Origin of the sequence: Vibrio sp. V03_P4A6T147, from assembly GCF_002241085.1 — a bacterium.
In the GTDB taxonomy this organism is placed as follows: domain Bacteria; phylum Pseudomonadota; class Gammaproteobacteria; order Enterobacterales; family Vibrionaceae; genus Vibrio; species Vibrio anguillarum.
In genome coordinates this window covers 1-16,160 of the sequence record NZ_NDIO01000032.1, presented here as the reverse complement: position 1 = coordinate 16,160, position 16,160 = coordinate 1, and the positions used below count along the sequence as shown (strand labels likewise).

Sequence of the window (16,160 nt, the reverse complement as noted above, 5' to 3'; positions counted from 1 at the left end):
TAATGCCAGTCCCCCCCGCGGTCGCTGAATATTCAACGGGCCTTTCGATGGGGCAAACGGCTGAGCAGATGGCAAAATCTCATCACATAAGCCGACTGGATCAAGATGCTTTGGCACATCGTTCTCACTCTCTAGCTTCACAAGCTTGGAAAGAGGGCAAAATCCAAGGCGAAGTCATGACGGCATTCCCAGAGCCCTATAAAAAGTGGATCGCTGAAGATAACAATATTCGTCATGACTCGACTCTGGAAGGTTATGCCAAGTTACGTCCAGCGTTTGATAGGCAATATGGTAGCGTGACGGCCGCCAACAGCACACCACTCACCGATGGCGCTGCCGCTATTCTTTTAATGCGCGAAGGCCGTGCTAAAGAGCTTGGTTTGGAGATTATGGGTTATATCCGTTCTTACGCTTTTTCAGCGATTGGTGTTGAACACGATATGTTAATGGGGCCGTCTTATGCGACACCGTTAGCCTTACAACGTGCAGGTATTGAGCTTTCCGATCTCACATTGATTGACATGCATGAAGCGTTTGCCGCGCAAACCCTCTCTAATATGAAAATGTTCGCCAGTGATAAGTTTGCACAGGAACATCTTGGTCGAGCAAAAGCGATTGGCGAAATTGATATGGATAAATTTAATGTGCTAGGTGGTTCTATTGCGTATGGTCACCCCTTTGCGGCGACGGGTGCGCGCATGATCACACAAACACTGCGTGAACTAAAACGACGTGGTGGTGGTTTAGGGCTGAATACCGCTTGTGCAGCGGGTGGTTTGGGCGCGGCAATGATTTTGGAGGTTGAATAATGAGCACAGAGAGAGCTTTTCATTTAACAATTGATGAACAAAATATTGCGTGGCTGGCGATTGATGTTCCCGGCGAAAAAATGAATACGCTACAAGCGGCGTTTGCCCAAGAGATGCAAGAGGTTTTTGCGACCTTGGAGGCTCAAAAAACCAGCCTAAAGGGGATGGTGATTCACTCGCTTAAGCCAGATAATTTCATTGCTGGAGCGGATGTCCGTATGCTGAACGCTTGCCAATCGGCCAGCGAAGCACAAGCATTGGCCAAGCAAGGTCAGGAGATGTTTCAAACCTTATCGGATTTGCCATTCCCAGTGGTTGCCGCGATTCATGGCCCATGCTTAGGTGGTGGTTTAGAGCTGGCGCTGGCTTGTCACTACCGGGTGTGCAGCGACGCGGATATCACGCGTTTGGGGTTGCCCGAAGTGCAATTAGGCTTGCTACCAGGCTCCGGTGGAACGCAGCGGTTGCCGCGTTTGATTGGTTTGTTACCTTCTCTCGACTTGATTTTGACGGGTAAACAGCTGCGCGCAAAAAAAGCAAAACAGCTGGGTGTTATTGATGCTTGCGTAGCAGAGACTATCTTGCTGGATGTGGCCAAGAAGTATGTGCTCGATAATTCTGGGAAAAAACGTCATCAGGCCAATACGTCGGCCAAAGAGAAATTAATTTCTCATACGCAGCTTGGTCGCAAATTAATTTTTGATCAGGCCGCTAAAAAGACTAAGCAAAAAACACGAGGTAATTACCCAGCTGCAGACGCGATTTTAGAGGTGATTCGCCACGGTTTAGATCGTGGTTTGAAAGCCGGGTTAGAGCTTGAAGCGAAGCGATTTGGTGATTTGGTGATGAGCTCGGAATCCAAAGCACTGCGCTCGATTTTCTTTGCCACCACCGAAATGAAAAAAGAGACGGGCAGCGACGCAAAACCTCAAACCGTGAAACATATCGGCGTATTGGGCGGTGGTTTAATGGGGGCAGGGATCAGCCATGTTAGCGTTGCAAAAGCCAAGGTTCCCGTACGAATCAAAGATGTTTCGAATGATGGAGTATTAAACGCGCTCAATTACAACTACAAATTATTCGATAAACAGCGCAAGCGTCGCATTTTATCCAAAGCGCAGATGCAGACAAAAATGGCGCAATTGTCTGGCGGGATTGATTTTACCAGTTATCAGCATATCGACGTTGTCATTGAAGCGGTATTTGAAGATCTCACGCTTAAGCAGCAAATGGTGGCTGATGTTGAAGCGAATGCCAAAACCAGCACCATTTTTGCGACGAATACTTCCTCGCTTCCAATCCAGAAAATTGCAGCGAAGGCGGCGCGTCCAGAGAATGTGATTGGATTGCACTATTTCAGTCCTGTTGAAAAAATGCCTCTGGTGGAAGTGATCCCTCATCAAACCACATCGCAAGAGACGATAGCCACAGTGGTGGCCTTGGCGAAAAAACAGGGCAAAACGCCGATTGTGGTCAAAGATTGCGCTGGTTTTTATGTTAACCGTATCCTTGCACCTTACATGAATGAAGCGGCGCAGATCCTGATGGCGGGTGAGTCGATTGAAAAGATAGATACGGCTTTGCTCGATTTCGGTTTCCCAGTCGGCCCTATCACGTTATTGGACGAAGTGGGCATTGATGTTGGCTCGAAAATCATGCCAATTCTAGTGCAAGAACTCGGCCCACGTTTTCAAGGACCAGACGTATTTGATTTGCTGCTCAATGACAATCGCAAAGGGCGTAAAAGTGGTAAGGGATTCTATACCTATAAAGGTAAGAAAAAAGAAATCGACAAATCTATCTATAAATTGCTGAAAATAAAGCCAGATGCCAAACAGAGTGATAAGGAGATCGCGCTGCGTAGCGTGCTACTTATGCTGAATGAAGCCGTACGTTGTTTGGATGAGGGCGTAATTCGTTGTGCGCGAGATGGCGATATTGGTGCGATTTTCGGTATCGGTTTCCCGCCGTTTTTGGGCGGCCCATTCCGTTACATAGACCAAATTGGTATCAAGAAATTAGTGGAAATGATGAATCAACATGCTGAGAAGTATGGCGATAAGTTCGCTCCTTGTGATGGGCTACTGACTCGCGCTGGGGTTGAAGCACGTTTTTATCCGTAGTCATCTCGGCTGTTTTCATTCATATGTTTGCTTAAATTAGGCGAGGGAATATCCTCGCTTTTTTTCATTTATAGCCAATGAGGTCATCTCTTTATGCGAGTTATTCTCAGTTTGGTATAAGATTATGGAAAATCATCAATAAGGAATCGAAATGGATGCACTAGAGTTGCTGCTTAACCGTCGTTCAATCGCCAATCTCACATCGCCTGCACCTGAAGGTCTGGTCTTGGAAAATATTATTAGAGCAGGCTTGCGAGCGCCCGATCATGGCGGTTTAACCCCTTGGCGTTTCGTGATTGCTCAGGGAGCGGGTTTGCAAAAGTTGTCGGGTATTTTGGCGTCTGCTGTGCGAGCGGATAGCGGCAGTGATGCTGAGATAGAAAAAGCGAAAAATGCACCGTTTCGAGCACCCATGGTAATCACAGTGATCGCGAAAGTAACGGAGCATGAAAAGGTACCAGCGATTGAACAGCATCTCTCTGCGGGATGCGCAGTACAAGCGATGCAAATGGCTGCGGTAGCCCAAGGTTTTCAAGGTTTCTGGCGTTCGGGAAGCTGGATGTTCCACTCTCACGTTCGGCAAGCATTAGGTGCTAAGGGCGACGACCAAATCGTTGGTTTCTTATACCTAGGAACTGCAGGGTGCACGCCAATGAAAGTGCCTGAACGTGATTTGAGTAAATTTATTGAGTTTCTATAGCGAGTTTATTGACTATCTGCCGCTGCGATAACTCATGGCCCAGCAATGCTGGGCCTAAAATCTAGTGGATGTGATAGGCAATCACAAAATCAATAAATAGCCTGACTTTTTCAGGTAGATGATCCTTGTGGTTATACAGCATATAAATATCACGAGGGTTGGAAACCCAGTCTTCCAGTACTCTGACTAAGCTGCCTTCTTCGATAAATTCTTTAATCATCACATCTGGCATTAAGGTGATACCCAGCCCCTCAGAGCAAGCGCTGCGCACTACGTTTAAAGCGTTGGCCTGAAAACGACCAGTATCACAATTGACCACGCATTCCCCTTTATTGTTGGTCAACTGCCATTTTACTAGAGGATATCCCTTCAATAATGAATGATTGCTGAGCTCTTCGGCATGAGTTGGTGCAGGGTGTTTCGCTAAATACCCTTGGCTTGCGACTAACACATCTTTCACTTCATTAATTTTTCGCGCAATCAAACTGGAGTCTCGTTGAGGGCCAACTCTAAAAATGACATCCCATTCGGTTGGGTCGAGTTGATCGGCCTGATTGCTGGTGGTCAGTTCTATGTTGATATCTGGGTACTGCATCATGAAGGCATTGAAGATAGGCATCATCATGCGTTTCGTGACATTAGATGGTGACGATATTCTTAGTTTGCCTGAAGCGCCACGACATTCATCGGTGAGCTCTTCTGCTGTTGCAGCTAAGCGATGCAGCAACGGTGAGCACTCTTGAAAAAAACGTTCACCCGCTTCAGTCAGCGAAAGTTTTCGAGCATGGCGATTCAACAACCTAAGATTCAGAGAATCTTCCAATGCTTGAATGCGTCGGGTAATGGTCGCAACGGGGATCATTGTTTTACGAGAAGTTGCGGTATAGCTTCCATTTTCGACAACCAGTCGAAAGAGGTTTAGGTCATCTAATTTCATTGTTCCTGACACATTATTTTTCGAATTTGAGTAATTTATACGTATATCATTTGTCAAATCTTGAGTCATATCAACTTGTTTGACGAAAGTAACATTCCGTACAATCCATACATAGCCCATATATATAGTATGCAACCGAGTTACAAAGTGGAACATTTGTATAAATCTTATTTTGCGACTACTTTATAAAGTAACCTATCAATTTATCCTATAACAATAAAATGACTGCTTTTTAAAAGCATTGTGAGGCAGGATTATGTATAAATCTCACATTCAGGCTAGTGAGTTCTTGGCGAAAAAACCTTCAGATAATCAGCACGTCGAGCAAAAACTGATCATGCTCGTTGATGATGACCCAATTTTTAGGCGAATAACCAGTGGTTATTTGTCGGCTCAAGGCTATAAAGTGCTTGAAGCTGAAAATGGCTTAGAGGGGTTGCGCAAGTTAAAAGATGCGGAGCCTGACCTTGTTGTGTGTGACTTAGCAATGCCAGTACTGAATGGCATTGAGTTTGTTGAAGAGGTGAGCCTTGAGTATCCCTCGCTGCCACTGATTGTGGTCTCTGCAACTGATGAAATGGCTGATGTTGCAAAAGTGCTGCGATTTGGTGTTAAGGATTTTCTTCCTAAACCGATTGGTAACCACCAGTATTTAAGCAGTGCAATAGAAAGTACGCTCGAAGATACGTTCAGTCGTTTATCTGATCAGCGCGATTTTTCGACGCAGTGGTTCCGGGTTGACGATGGTGGTGATATTCCAGAAGAGCAAGAGTTGCATTGGCATCTGGAGTATTTACGAGAAAACCCTAGTACTGCGAAAGATTTGCTGCACGCGTTATTACCAGAAAAGGATACTTCACAAGGCAGTTGGAAGTGTAGTTACCGTCTTTTACAATCGGCGGATGTGATGCCGCTGGTATTTGACTATGCGTGGTTGATGAACGGGCAGTTTGCCTTTTACTTGGTCGATTCAGATGCCCATTATGAAAATAGTGTGGCTTCAACATTGCTCGTTCGTGCTCTGTTTCACGATTATCTTCGCAACTTAAAAAGCTTCAGTGCCGATCTGAAAGACCTTGCCGACATACTGGAAAAAGGTATTGAATGCTCAGAGTGTGCTAATCCAATCAACGCGGTATTCGGTATTGCGGATTTAAGCGAAGGTACACTCTCTATCCTGCCAGCTGGGCTCGACAGTCAATGGTCAAATGGCTACTTAACTCAACATATTGCCGCGGGTGTTAGCCTTGGGCAGAACTGTTTAAAAAACTTTATCACTAAAGATTTACCGATCAACTCAACTTGTCAGCTATCAACTAATCGCTTAGGTTCGAGTAGTTTCAAACTCAATATTTACCAAGGTGGCAGCAGTTAATAACCTTATCTTTAGTCGGTGTTTGCGGTGATTTGTTTGAGGTATAGTTCGCGTCTAGAACAACAATCACCCAATTCGTTTACGTTACATTAACTTTGTTTATGGTGCCAAAAACGAACGGAGTCATCCAACACTAGAGAAGTTATGATGGAAGAGCAGAATTTTACAGAACCTTACAACATTTTTTATTTTTTAGGCTTTATTGCCGTACTTTCGATCCCTACATTGCCAGCAATACTGACTTGGATCCGTGTGTTTAATGGTTATTCAACTTTCTGAGTTGGATAGTACGTTGGGAGTTCACCATCAATATTCGTCATTTTCTTCTTACGGTGGCTGGTGGGCTCTGCCTTCTGTTAGGCGTGATAGGCATATTCTTACCGCTACTCCCCACAACACCTTTCATACTCCTTGCTAGCGCTTGCTTCTTACGAAGTAGCCCTCGTTTTCATGCTTGGTTGCATCAACATCAGACGCTAGGCCCAATAATGGATAATTGGCAGCAACATGGCGCTGTTTCGCGGCAAGTGAAACAACGGGGATGTTTGTGGATTATTCTAAGCTTTATTTTTTCCATCTGGGTTGTCCCGCACTTTTGGCTCAAAATTATGTTGTTTACTATGCTTGTGGTCCTGATCACTTGGTTTATTCGACTTCCCACTCATGAGCAGGTTGCTAACCAACAAGAAAATCACTAGCATTATGGGGAAGTGTGCCCATTCTTCGAATGGGCGTTTGTTTTTTCAGCGGCTAAGATATTGTGGCTTATCTATGTTGCTGAGAGCTCACGCTCTATCATTCTGATACGTAAATGTATCGTGAGAAATGAAGAGCCAATCTAAGTAAATGTAAGTTATGACAACCGAAACTATCTCTTTGATCAAATCGAGCATTCAAAGCATCCCTAACTACCCAAAACCTGGCATTTTGTTTCGTGATGTAACTAGCCTGCTAGAGGATGCAAAAGCCTATCAAGCAACCATTGCTTTATTAGTCGAAAAATATAAAGACATGGGCTTTACCAAAGTTGTGGGTACAGAAGCGCGTGGTTTCCTATTTGGCGCGCCATTGGCTTTAGAGCTTGGTTTGGGGTTTGTACCTGTACGTAAGCCGGGTAAGTTACCACGCGAAACGTTAGCTCAATCTTACGAATTGGAATACGGTACTGACACATTAGAAATTCACGTTGATGCGATCAAACAAGGTGATAAAGTGCTGGTGGTGGATGATCTACTGGCAACGGGTGGTACGATTGAAGCGACGACTAAATTGATCCGCCAGCTTGGTGGTGAAGTTGAGCACGCGGCTTTTGTCATCAACCTGCCTGAAATTGGCGGAGACAAACGTTTACAAGGTTTGGGCCTGAACGTTTATAGTATTTGTGAATTTGAAGGTCACTAAGCTAATCAACTGGACGTACTCATGAGTTATCTTGCCTTAGCGCGAAAATGGCGACCAACAAAATTTAATGAGGTGGTGGGACAAGCACATGTCTTAACTGCACTAGAAAATGCGTTGGCCCAAAATAGATTGCACCATGCGTATTTATTCAGCGGTACACGTGGTGTCGGCAAGACGACGATTGGTCGCTTGTTTGCCAAGGGGTTAAACTGTGAAACAGGTATTACGGCCACACCTTGTGGCCAATGTGATACTTGCCGAGAGATTGACCAAGGCCGTTTTGTTGATCTTTTAGAAATAGATGCGGCATCACGAACCAAAGTCGAAGATACGCGCGAATTACTTGATAACGTGCAGTACAAGCCTGCTCGCGGTCGCTTCAAGGTGTACTTAATCGATGAAGTACACATGCTGTCGCGCCACAGTTTTAACGCTTTGCTTAAAACGTTGGAAGAGCCGCCTGAGTATGTGAAATTCTTGCTCGCTACGACAGATCCGCAAAAGCTGCCGGTTACGATTTTATCGCGCTGCTTACAGTTTCATCTTAAGCCGATCAGTGTTGAAAATATCCACGATCAGCTTGAGCATGTTTTAGCGGCAGAGCAGATCCCTTGTGAAGCGAGAGCATTAAGAATGATCGCTCATGCTGCCGATGGCAGTATGCGTGATGCACTTAGCTTAACTGATCAAGCGATTGCACTAGGTAATAACCAGGTGATGGCCGATGTAGTCGCCCCAATGCTTGGCACGCTAGACACAGATCAAGCACTCCATTTACTGCAAGCCATTAGCAGTAAACAGCCTCAAACGGCGATGGATAGCGTTGCACATTTAGCACAAAATGGTGTGGATTGGGATGGATTACTACAACAACTCTCGGCGCAGTTACACCGTATTGCGATGTATCAAGCGTTGCCAGCAACACTGGACAAAACCCAACCTGACTCAGAGAAAGTGCAACTGCTTAGCAAAGCACTGAGCCCACAAGATGTGCAGCTCTATTATCAAATTGCTTTAAAAGGACGTGAAGATTTAGCACTCTCGCCAACCGCTCGAACGGGGCTGGAAATGATTGTGCTACGTATGATGGCGTTTCGTCCTGCTTCGGTATCGTTGGTGAATACGTTCAGCACTGAAGTGAGTTCAGATGTCGCAGTGCCAAGCCACGGCACTCCTTCACTACAACCCGCATCAGCGGCAACGCCTCTAACTGAACCTAAGCAAACGTCGGCGGCTCCCGTATCGGACAGTCAGGTTAATGAGCCACAAAGGCATGAGGATACTCAGCCTGATTATGGCATCGTTCAAGATTACGATAACCGCTATGCGGATATGAATGATGACATGTCCAATGCAATGGAATATGCCCCAGAATCGTATGAGCCTGCACCAGTTCCTCAACCACCGGCACCTTCTTCAGCTCCACGTCCCTCACCGATTGCAGGGCTGCGACACCAGTTGCGTTCACAGCGCCAAGGAGTTGCTCAGCCAGCAAAAGGAGTGAATGAAACAAAGAGCAACGGGACAAAAAAGCCTAATGCGGCATCGACTAAATCTGAATCTGTGCTTGAGCGTGTTGCCTCGCATGGAAAATCAGCTCGAGTGTCGCCTTTGTCAACATCCGCTCCTGAAGCCGCCCCAACCTTGGACAACGAGCCTTATCAGTGGCGTCCAACGCTGCAACCTGTGGTGGTTGAACAACAAAAAACAGAGCTGACACCGACACAAATTAAGCAAGCGCTAGAACATATTAAAACGCCAGAGATGGCAGAAAAGTTACTTGCAGAATCGATAGAACAAGATGAGTGGGCAGCTCTGATCCACCAGCTCGATATTGCCAAGTTAGTGGAACAATTAGCACTTAATTCTGTCTACCACAAATCGGGCTCATCAATTGAGCTAGTGCTGCGGCCAAGTCAGGCCCATCTTAATACCGATAAAGCACAAAGCGAGTTGTTAGAAGCGCTCAATGAGAGATTAGCTGTAGAGTGCCACCTTAGCGTGACAATTGGTGAGCAAGGTGAGACTCCATTGGAGCTTAGAGAGCGTCTTTACCAACTCAAATTAGAGCAAGCATTGAACAGCTTGGAGGCCGACCCTCACGTAATGTTCTTCAAGCGACGTTTTGATGCGGAACTTGATCGTGACAGTGTGCGGCCGATTTAATCAATTAAGCGAGTGTGGGGTTGAATCTATATGTTATGACCCCACCTTATGTGAAACACTCAATTCAACCAGAGAGATAAACATGTTTGGTAAAGGCGGTATGGGCAACCTAATGAAGCAAGCCCAACAAATGCAAGAGCGCATGCAAAAGCTACAAGAAGAAATTGCGAATATGGAAGTGGTTGGTGAGTCTGGTGCTGGTCTGGTAAAAGTGACCATTACTGGTAGCCACAGCGTACGCCGTGTAGAGATTGATGAAAGCTTAATGGAAGACGACAAAGAGATGCTAGAAGATCTGATTGCCGCCGCTTTCAATGATGCTGCACGCCGCGTGGAAGAGACTCAAAAAGAAAAAATGGCTTCTGTCACTGGCGGTATGCAATTACCACCAGGTATGAAGATGCCGTTTTAACGAACGACTTTTTTAACAAACAACCTTTTTAACAAACAAAATAGGTTACTAATGCGTACCAGTCATATGCTGGAGCATTTGATGGAGGCCTTGCGTTGTCTGCCTGGGGTGGGTCCCAAGTCAGCACAGCGTATGGCCTTTCATTTGTTACAGCGCGATAGAAAAGGCGGCTTACAGCTCGCCGATGCTTTAAGCCAAGCCATGACAGAAATTGGACATTGCAGTGAATGTCGAACTTTCACTGAAGAAGAAACTTGTCATATTTGTAGCAACCCTAAGCGGCAGGATCATGGCCAACTCTGTGTAGTCGAAAGCCCTGCTGATATTGCGGCCATTGAAGCTACAGGCCAATATTCTGGACGTTATTTTGTTCTGATGGGACACTTATCACCTTTAGATGGTATCGGCCCGAGTGATATTGGTTTAGATACTCTGGATTACCGTTTGCAACGTGGTGGCATTGCCGAAGTCATTCTTGCCACTAACCCAACCGTTGAAGGGGAAGCGACCGCGCACTACATTGCGGAATTATGTCGCGCCCATCAAGTCTCTGCGAGCCGTATTGCTCATGGTGTGCCTGTTGGCGGTGAGCTTGAGCTTGTTGATGGTACGACGCTATCACACTCTTTGCTTGGCAGACAAAAGCTGTAGCACCTTTCGAATCATTGCCCTAGCTGCTGGGGCAATTTTGAGTGGCGCCATCAATTAAGGCAAACAAAGCAGTGCCATCAAGTGATTTTTTCGAGTTCGGTAATGTTGCTCAAAGCTTCTTGGTTCGTGTTGCCACAGACCATCGGGCAAGGCTTAAATTCGTGGCATACTTTTGGACGTTCAGGCTTACCAAATAACTTGCACAAATTAGCGTCATTAAGTTGAATGCAACGTACACCTGCTGGTTTTCCTTGCTCCATACCCGGGATGGAGGAAGAAATACTAGGGGCGATACAACACGCACCACAACCAAGTCTGCATTCCATAATTGAGTACCAGTAAAAAGAAAAGGGTGACGATCCTAGCAGATGTGACCGAAGTGTACAGCAATAGCTTCCTAAATTAACAAGCCGTTTTTATTCTTGAACTTTGGTTGGTGTGGAGGTATAACACGCACCCCATTCGTTAAGTAAGATAGAGACTCATGAGCACACCATTCTGGCAAAATAAGAAATTAGAACAAATGACGGAATCGGAGTGGGAGTCGCTTTGTGATGGATGCGGTAAGTGCTGCTTACACAAGTTAATGGATGAAGATAGTGATGAGGTCTATTACACCAATGTCGCTTGCAGTTGGTTAAACAGCGATACCTGCTCATGCAAGGATTATCCAAACCGTTTCAATTCTGGTGAGGAGTGCTTAAAACTGACGCGTGATAAAATTGATGAATTTAACTGGTTGCCGGATACGTGCGCCTATCGTGTACTGTCAGAAGGCAAAACATTGCCGCAATGGCATCCTTTGATTACCGGCTCCAAAGAGGCGATGCACGCCGCGCAAGAAAGTGTTCGCAACAAAGTCGTTTATGAGATTGATGTTATCGACTGGGAGGACCACATCATCAATCATCCAAACCGCAATTAATATCCAATAGAAATCTAAAAGACTAGAGAAGCAGTAACAAACCTCCTACTGTTGCCGCGGCGGAAAAATATTTCCCTGCGGAATAGGAGCTATCGTCTTCTTCTGGTTTTTTATCTGGATGATCTAACCCCAAAGCACCATGAGCAAATGACTCCACTTTGCCTGTCACGGTTTTCTCTTTGTTTTCTAACTTACTCTCTTTGTCGAGTTGTTGCAGCGCTGCGAGCAAGGCTTTGCCTTCATCAGACAAAGTGACGGTATTCTGCTCCACTTTGAGCGGGGCAGAGGGGGGGGATGCCGCTGTAGAATTTGCTTGAGCTTTAACTTGCTGGAGTGAATGCAGTTGCGCTGAGCTTGTCCCTACCGGTGTCATACTTCTCTCCTATAAATGCCATCAGTTAATGTATCGACAGATTTATGAAAAACTTGTGCAAAAAGTTCGCAATTTGTATGAAGTATGTACAAGCAAAAAACGCGCCTACTTTATATGAAAAGAATAAGTAGGCCCGTTATTCGCCGCTAATTAGTCGCAAGTGAGATCTGTGTTGCGATTCTTTATCTGTTGATAGGCTTGCATGCGATGCTCTGCTTGAACATAGGCGGTAGGAATTGGCAGTACAGTGAGTTGGAAATCCGGATACGATGCCTGGGTATCCTCTACGGGCGTGATGATGGCAACCTTTAAATCAGGATTTCGACGAAGGATAGAATGCGCCGTGCCTAAACCCTGCTCGGTGTGGAACTTGCCTGCGATGTGCATCACCTGAGCTGTCGGGTGGTTTTGTAAATAATCCACCATGCTTTCTGCCATCGTTTCATCCCAAGCGACCTGAGCAGCGTACTGTTTTTCAGTTTGCTCTTTTGAACCGTGGTGCATTGATTCCATGAACTTCGCTTTATAGGGAGAGGTTGAGGTGTCAATTTGGTGTGCAACCTGAGCCCGCTCTACTGGCGTTAATTTATCAAGGTATTTGATCCCTACTTTGCCGATACAACGTACGAAAGGTTTAGGCGCATTAGCGGCAATGACATCCAACTGCTGTGATTTTGCAAATTCAACCAGTGGGCGGTAGTCACTTTGGTAGTTTGGCCACGCTCTGGTCTGAGAAATAAGGTATTGTTCGCCGATTTCTCCTGCTAGATAGCGGTTCAGTATCTCTTGCTCATCGCGTGAAAATTGTTCCATAGACAAGGCAACATGGGTGTTTTCGCGGCTGAGTTGTGCCAATAGCTCGGTTTGGAAGCGATGAATGGCTGGGTGTGTATGCCACTCACCGACTAAAATGATATCGGCATTTTTTATCTCATTCGGCAGCGAATTGAGATTCAATGGTTTGCCGCTAGGGGTGGATAATTGGTAGTCATAGAAGTGAGCAATGGGTTTCGGCTGGTGCGAAGCACAGCCAAAAAGTGGTAATAGTAGAGCCAGAGAAGTAACTAAGCGCATGAGGGTCTCCATTTTGAATTTGGCATAATACTTTAGACACTGTCGATTTGCAATATAATGAGAATTATTATCAACTAACTTTGCGATAAACGCTGATCATAAAATCGGCCTCACAATTAAATTGCTCAGCTTGCTTTAATTGCGCTCTTAGCTCATCACTGGCCCGCCATGCAAATGGCGTCATCTGTAATAAATCAAAAGCATCGTTACCGCTTAATGTCATGGTGTAGTGCAGTTTTTGTTGCTCTACTAATGTAAACCCAGCTATCTCTTCTGCGGTTTCATCATGCAGTTGAACATTAGGATAGATCCCTTCTTTTAACTGATAGAGGTGCCTTGCCGCGGGTGTAACGGTAATCACCACTCCTTGGTTTTGAATGCAGCGGTAAAGCTCTTGCGCTTTACAGGGCGCATAAATTCGTAATATACCGGCTAGGGAAGCATCGTCAAAGGGCAAGCGGTGGCTGGAGGCGACGACAAAGTTGACCATAGGGTAGCGCTTTGCTGCATAACGGACGGCGATTTTAGAGATATCTAACCCATAGGTGACCGATTGTGTCGAGTGTTGTGCAAGCGTTTGAGCGACAAATTGGGTGTAGTAACCTTCGCCGCAGCCGATGTCTAAAAACTGATAAGAAGAATCTTGCAGATACTTACTGCACAACTGAGCGACCGTCTGACGCATTAGATCGTAATGTCCACCTTCAAGAAAACGGCGACGAGCTTGCATCATCTCTTTATTATCACCCGGATCTTTTGAGCGTTTATGATGTGCAGGCATCAAATTGACGTAGCCCTCTTTGGCTATATCAAATTGATGATTATTTTCACATTTCAATATTTGCTGCTGTTGCAACAGAGGTTGCTGGCAAAGGGGGCACAGATACGCCATGAAGATCTCGCTTGAAAAACAAAGGCGCCAGTTTAGCGTCTGCGGCTAGAAATAAAAAGGACAGCGTGATTTCACTGTCCTCAGCATGAGTATGATGACGGAAAATTCGCCAAAAAAGCTTAGTTGGAAAAAACCGTTGTGACGAGCTGATGGCTTTCACCTGGTTGCAAGGTTTTTCCAGCGGATAAGCAAGGGGCATGCAGTGTAGATTCAACACACAGCATCGTTTGATAACCATTGTCAGGCATATCTGCCATTGATTGAGCGCCTTGAGCCCATGGATTCCACAAGACGGCAGAGTTGTGTCCAGAGTTTTCAACCACTAACGTGCGATTCAGAACAGGATCTTGGACCTGAATTTGTGCTTCAGGCGCGGTATAGATGCGATCAATCGTATCGGTGAGGATGAGTGTTGAACCACCTTGACACATTTTTGCATCTTGTAAGCTGTCTATATATTCAACGCCCATACCTGTAGTAGTGGTCTGGGTAATATTACCAACCTTGAGGTAGCTGTGCAGCGCTGCAGAAAACGTCCATGCTTTCTCATCCGTATTGGTCGTTTCTAAAGTGACTTTTAACTTGTCACCGATTTCAACATAAAGACGGGTTTGGAATTGAAATGGCCAAATAGCCAGTGTTTGGGGCGAATGGTCGAGCCCTAGCACGATAATGACGCCCTGCTCGTTTTCTCTATGTTCAATCAATGCCCATTCACTGGTGCGTGCGAAACCATGGGCTGGTGCAGCAATACGGCCAAACCATGGCCAACAAACAGGGATCCCGCCTCTTAGAGCGGCTTTACCGTCAAAAATGGCCGTGTCACTCATCCAAATGAGCTCATCTTGTCCTTTAGGAGTGAATGAGATGACATGGCCGCCATGCAGTGTAATTCCGGCGGTCGCTTTGTCATGAATAACGCGAACAATTTTAACGCCCTCTTTCTCAACGATGGTGACGTTGTCAGAAAGATAAGTCAGGGTAGGGAGAGATTGCAGATCCATAAATTCGATACCTCATACCATTCCTACCGGATAAATAAGTGAGGAACGGCTCGGATTGTCTAACGCAGTCCCATTAATGAAAGGGACAGATACTAAAAAGGCGACACAATGGCCGCCTTTTTGTTCTCAACGAATTTCTTCGCTAAACACTACGATTATTTAGAAACGTGAGCGATTAGGTCTAGAACTTTGTTTGAGTAACCGATTTCGTTGTCGTACCAAGATACAACTTTAACGAATTTGTCAGTTAGTGCGATACCAGCTTTAGCATCGAATACAGATGTGTTGATTTCGCCGATGAAGTCTTGAGAAACAACTGCATCTTCAGTGTAGCCTAGAACGCCAGCGAATTCGTTTTCAGAAGCGCGCTTCATTTCAGCACAAATTTCTGCGTAAGATGCTGGGTTTTGTAGGTTAACAGTTAGGTCAACTACAGAAACGTTCGCTGTAGGTACGCGGAAAGCCATACCAGTCAGTTTGCCGTTTAGTTCTGGGATTACAACGCCAACCGCTTTAGCTGCGCCAGTTGAAGATGGGATGATGTTTTGAGAAGCACCACGACCACCACGCCAGTCTTTCGCAGAAGGACCATCTACAGTTTTTTGAGTCGCTGTAGTTGCGTGAACAGTAGTCATAAGACCAGACTCGATGCCCCACTTGTCGTTAAGAACTTTAGCGATAGGTGCTAGGCAGTTTGTAGTACAAGAAGCGTTAGAAACGATGTCTTGACCAGCGTAAGAAGCGTGGTTAACACCCATTACGAACATTGGAGTCGTGTCTTTTGAAGGACCAGTTAGAACAACTTTTTTCGCGCCAGCAGTGATGTGCTTACGAGCGGTTGCATCGTCTAGGAATAGACCTGTTGCTTCAGCAACCACGTCAACACCGATTGCATCCCATTTTAGATCTTCTGGGTTACGCTCAGCTGTTACACGTACAGTTTTGCCGTTTACAACTAGGTTGCCAGCTTCAACTTCAACGGTACCGTTGAAACGGCCATGAGTTGAGTCATACTTTAACATGTATGCCATATAATCTACGTCGATAAGGTCGTTAATACCTACAACTTCGATGTCGTTGCGCTCTTGCGCTGCACGGAATACGAAACGACCGATACGGCCAAAACCGTTAATACCTACTTTGATAGTCATTATAGTTGCTCCACAACTTAATTTCTGATTAAAGATAACTGGTAGTAAAATTACAGAATCCAGTAAATGTCTGCAACAGATAATCGGACTTAACTTGTTTAAAGTCAAAAAAAAGCGACGCTTTTTTTCACAATTAATCGTAAGTGATTAAATTTTAAACTTTATAC

17 protein-coding genes are annotated in these 16,160 nt (G+C 45.5%); 10 read left to right on the top strand and 7 right to left on the bottom strand.

The genetic code is table 11. The features are described from left to right. The 3 genes from B9J84_RS01190 to B9J84_RS01180 form a co-directional block, all read left to right on the top strand. A partial coding sequence (locus B9J84_RS01190; protein ID WP_094123341.1) for an acetyl-CoA C-acyltransferase occupies window positions 1-809 on the top strand: 809 nt, incomplete at its 5' end. Further along, complete coding sequence (gene fadJ / locus B9J84_RS01185; RefSeq protein ID WP_094123340.1) at window positions 809-2,932, top strand: fatty acid oxidation complex subunit alpha FadJ; 2,124 nt, start codon at window positions 809-811, stop codon at window positions 2,930-2,932. The genes B9J84_RS01190 and fadJ, both read left to right, overlap by 1 nt. A 151-nt stretch (window positions 2,933-3,083) precedes the next feature. Beyond that, window positions 3,084-3,632, top strand: a complete 549-nt coding sequence (locus tag B9J84_RS01180) for an NAD(P)H nitroreductase (RefSeq protein WP_047690730.1) — start codon at window positions 3,084-3,086, stop codon at window positions 3,630-3,632. 61 nt (window positions 3,633-3,693) lie between these two features. Here B9J84_RS01180 and B9J84_RS01175 read toward each other — a convergent pair whose 3' ends face one another. Then, window positions 3,694-4,569 (bottom strand): LysR family transcriptional regulator, encoded by an 876-nt coding sequence (locus B9J84_RS01175; protein ID WP_094123339.1) that lies wholly within the window; start codon window positions 4,567-4,569, stop codon window positions 3,694-3,696. 256 nt (window positions 4,570-4,825) lie between these two features. Here B9J84_RS01175 and B9J84_RS01170 point away from each other — a divergent pair, with 256 nt between their 5' ends. The 6 genes from B9J84_RS01170 (at window position 4,826) to recR (ending at window position 10,574) form a co-directional block, all read left to right on the top strand. Continuing rightward, window positions 4,826-5,944 (top strand): response regulator, encoded by a 1,119-nt coding sequence (locus tag B9J84_RS01170; RefSeq protein WP_017044561.1) that lies wholly within the window; start codon window positions 4,826-4,828, stop codon window positions 5,942-5,944. Between the two features lie 332 nt (window positions 5,945-6,276). After that, window positions 6,277-6,642, top strand: a complete 366-nt coding sequence (locus tag B9J84_RS01160; protein ID WP_094123337.1) for a YbaN family protein — start codon at window positions 6,277-6,279, stop codon at window positions 6,640-6,642. A 157-nt stretch (window positions 6,643-6,799) separates the two neighbouring features. Further along, window positions 6,800-7,345, top strand: a complete 546-nt coding sequence (gene apt / locus B9J84_RS01155; protein ID WP_013857239.1) for an adenine phosphoribosyltransferase — start codon at window positions 6,800-6,802, stop codon at window positions 7,343-7,345. Window positions 7,346-7,366: 21 nt separating this feature from the next. Beyond that, the gene (dnaX, locus tag B9J84_RS01150; protein WP_094123336.1) at window positions 7,367-9,511 is read left to right on the top strand and encodes a DNA polymerase III subunit gamma/tau; all 2,145 of its coding nucleotides are present in this window, start codon (window positions 7,367-7,369) and stop codon (window positions 9,509-9,511) included. An 82-nt stretch (window positions 9,512-9,593) separates the two neighbouring features. Next, window positions 9,594-9,923 carry a YbaB/EbfC family nucleoid-associated protein gene (locus B9J84_RS01145; RefSeq protein ID WP_013857237.1) on the top strand — a complete coding sequence of 110 codons (330 nt, stop codon included), beginning with the start codon at window positions 9,594-9,596 and terminating at the stop codon, window positions 9,921-9,923. A gap of 51 nt (window positions 9,924-9,974) precedes the next feature. After that, the gene (gene recR, locus B9J84_RS01140; RefSeq protein ID WP_094123335.1) at window positions 9,975-10,574 is read left to right on the top strand and encodes a recombination mediator RecR; all 600 of its coding nucleotides are present in this window, start codon (window positions 9,975-9,977) and stop codon (window positions 10,572-10,574) included. A 77-nt stretch (window positions 10,575-10,651) separates the two neighbouring features. Here recR and B9J84_RS01135 read toward each other — a convergent pair whose 3' ends face one another. Continuing rightward, window positions 10,652-10,900 carry a YkgJ family cysteine cluster protein gene (locus B9J84_RS01135; RefSeq protein WP_013857235.1) on the bottom strand — a complete coding sequence of 83 codons (249 nt, stop codon included), beginning with the start codon at window positions 10,898-10,900 and terminating at the stop codon, window positions 10,652-10,654. A 158-nt stretch (window positions 10,901-11,058) separates the two neighbouring features. Here B9J84_RS01135 and B9J84_RS01130 point away from each other — a divergent pair, with 158 nt between their 5' ends. Next, the gene (locus B9J84_RS01130; protein WP_010317229.1) at window positions 11,059-11,499 is read left to right on the top strand and encodes a YcgN family cysteine cluster protein; all 441 of its coding nucleotides are present in this window, start codon (window positions 11,059-11,061) and stop codon (window positions 11,497-11,499) included. 22 nt (window positions 11,500-11,521) lie between these two features. On the opposite strand, the gene B9J84_RS01125 is transcribed toward B9J84_RS01130, so the two are convergent. From B9J84_RS01125 to gap, 5 genes are all read right to left on the bottom strand, one after another. Continuing rightward, the gene (locus tag B9J84_RS01125; protein WP_017044563.1) at window positions 11,522-11,872 is read right to left on the bottom strand and encodes a hypothetical protein; all 351 of its coding nucleotides are present in this window, start codon (window positions 11,870-11,872) and stop codon (window positions 11,522-11,524) included. A 150-nt stretch (window positions 11,873-12,022) separates the two neighbouring features. After that, the gene (locus B9J84_RS01120) at window positions 12,023-12,946 is read right to left on the bottom strand and encodes a ChaN family lipoprotein (RefSeq protein ID WP_217898842.1); all 924 of its coding nucleotides are present in this window, start codon (window positions 12,944-12,946) and stop codon (window positions 12,023-12,025) included. 70 nt (window positions 12,947-13,016) lie between these two features. Beyond that, window positions 13,017-13,838 (bottom strand): 23S rRNA (guanine(745)-N(1))-methyltransferase, encoded by an 822-nt coding sequence (rlmA, locus tag B9J84_RS01115; protein WP_017044565.1) that lies wholly within the window; start codon window positions 13,836-13,838, stop codon window positions 13,017-13,019. 119 nt (window positions 13,839-13,957) lie between these two features. Further along, window positions 13,958-14,842, bottom strand: coding sequence for a D-hexose-6-phosphate mutarotase (locus B9J84_RS01110; RefSeq protein ID WP_094123333.1), 885 nt, complete (start codon window positions 14,840-14,842; stop codon window positions 13,958-13,960). Between the two features lie 155 nt (window positions 14,843-14,997). Further along, window positions 14,998-15,993 carry a type I glyceraldehyde-3-phosphate dehydrogenase gene (gene gap, locus B9J84_RS01105; RefSeq protein ID WP_094123332.1) on the bottom strand — a complete coding sequence of 332 codons (996 nt, stop codon included), beginning with the start codon at window positions 15,991-15,993 and terminating at the stop codon, window positions 14,998-15,000. Between the last annotated feature and the right edge of the window lie 167 nt (window positions 15,994-16,160).

Bases quoted from the DNA above. Each gene is read 5' to 3' on its own strand.
- fadJ (WP_094123340.1), top strand. From the start codon at position 809: ATGAGCACAGAGAGAGCTTTTCATTTAACAATTGATGAACAAAATATT.
- B9J84_RS01180 (WP_047690730.1), top strand. From the start codon at position 3,084: ATGGATGCACTAGAGTTGCTGCTTAACCGTCGTTCAATCGCCAATCTC.
- B9J84_RS01175 (WP_094123339.1), bottom strand. From the start codon at position 4,569: ATGAAATTAGATGACCTAAACCTCTTTCGACTGGTTGTCGAAAATGGA.
- B9J84_RS01170 (WP_017044561.1), top strand. From the start codon at position 4,826: ATGTATAAATCTCACATTCAGGCTAGTGAGTTCTTGGCGAAAAAACCT.
- apt (WP_013857239.1), top strand. From the start codon at position 6,800: ATGACAACCGAAACTATCTCTTTGATCAAATCGAGCATTCAAAGCATC.
- dnaX (WP_094123336.1), top strand. From the start codon at position 7,367: ATGAGTTATCTTGCCTTAGCGCGAAAATGGCGACCAACAAAATTTAAT.
- B9J84_RS01145 (WP_013857237.1), top strand. From the start codon at position 9,594: ATGTTTGGTAAAGGCGGTATGGGCAACCTAATGAAGCAAGCCCAACAA.
- recR (WP_094123335.1), top strand. From the start codon at position 9,975: ATGCGTACCAGTCATATGCTGGAGCATTTGATGGAGGCCTTGCGTTGT.
- B9J84_RS01135 (WP_013857235.1), bottom strand. From the start codon at position 10,900: ATGGAATGCAGACTTGGTTGTGGTGCGTGTTGTATCGCCCCTAGTATT.
- B9J84_RS01130 (WP_010317229.1), top strand. From the start codon at position 11,059: ATGAGCACACCATTCTGGCAAAATAAGAAATTAGAACAAATGACGGAA.
- B9J84_RS01125 (WP_017044563.1), bottom strand. From the start codon at position 11,872: ATGACACCGGTAGGGACAAGCTCAGCGCAACTGCATTCACTCCAGCAA.
- B9J84_RS01120 (WP_217898842.1), bottom strand. From the start codon at position 12,946: ATGCGCTTAGTTACTTCTCTGGCTCTACTATTACCACTTTTTGGCTGT.
- rlmA (WP_017044565.1), bottom strand. From the start codon at position 13,838: ATGGCGTATCTGTGCCCCCTTTGCCAGCAACCTCTGTTGCAACAGCAG.
- B9J84_RS01110 (WP_094123333.1), bottom strand. From the start codon at position 14,842: ATGGATCTGCAATCTCTCCCTACCCTGACTTATCTTTCTGACAACGTC.
- gap (WP_094123332.1), bottom strand. From the start codon at position 15,993: ATGACTATCAAAGTAGGTATTAACGGTTTTGGCCGTATCGGTCGTTTC.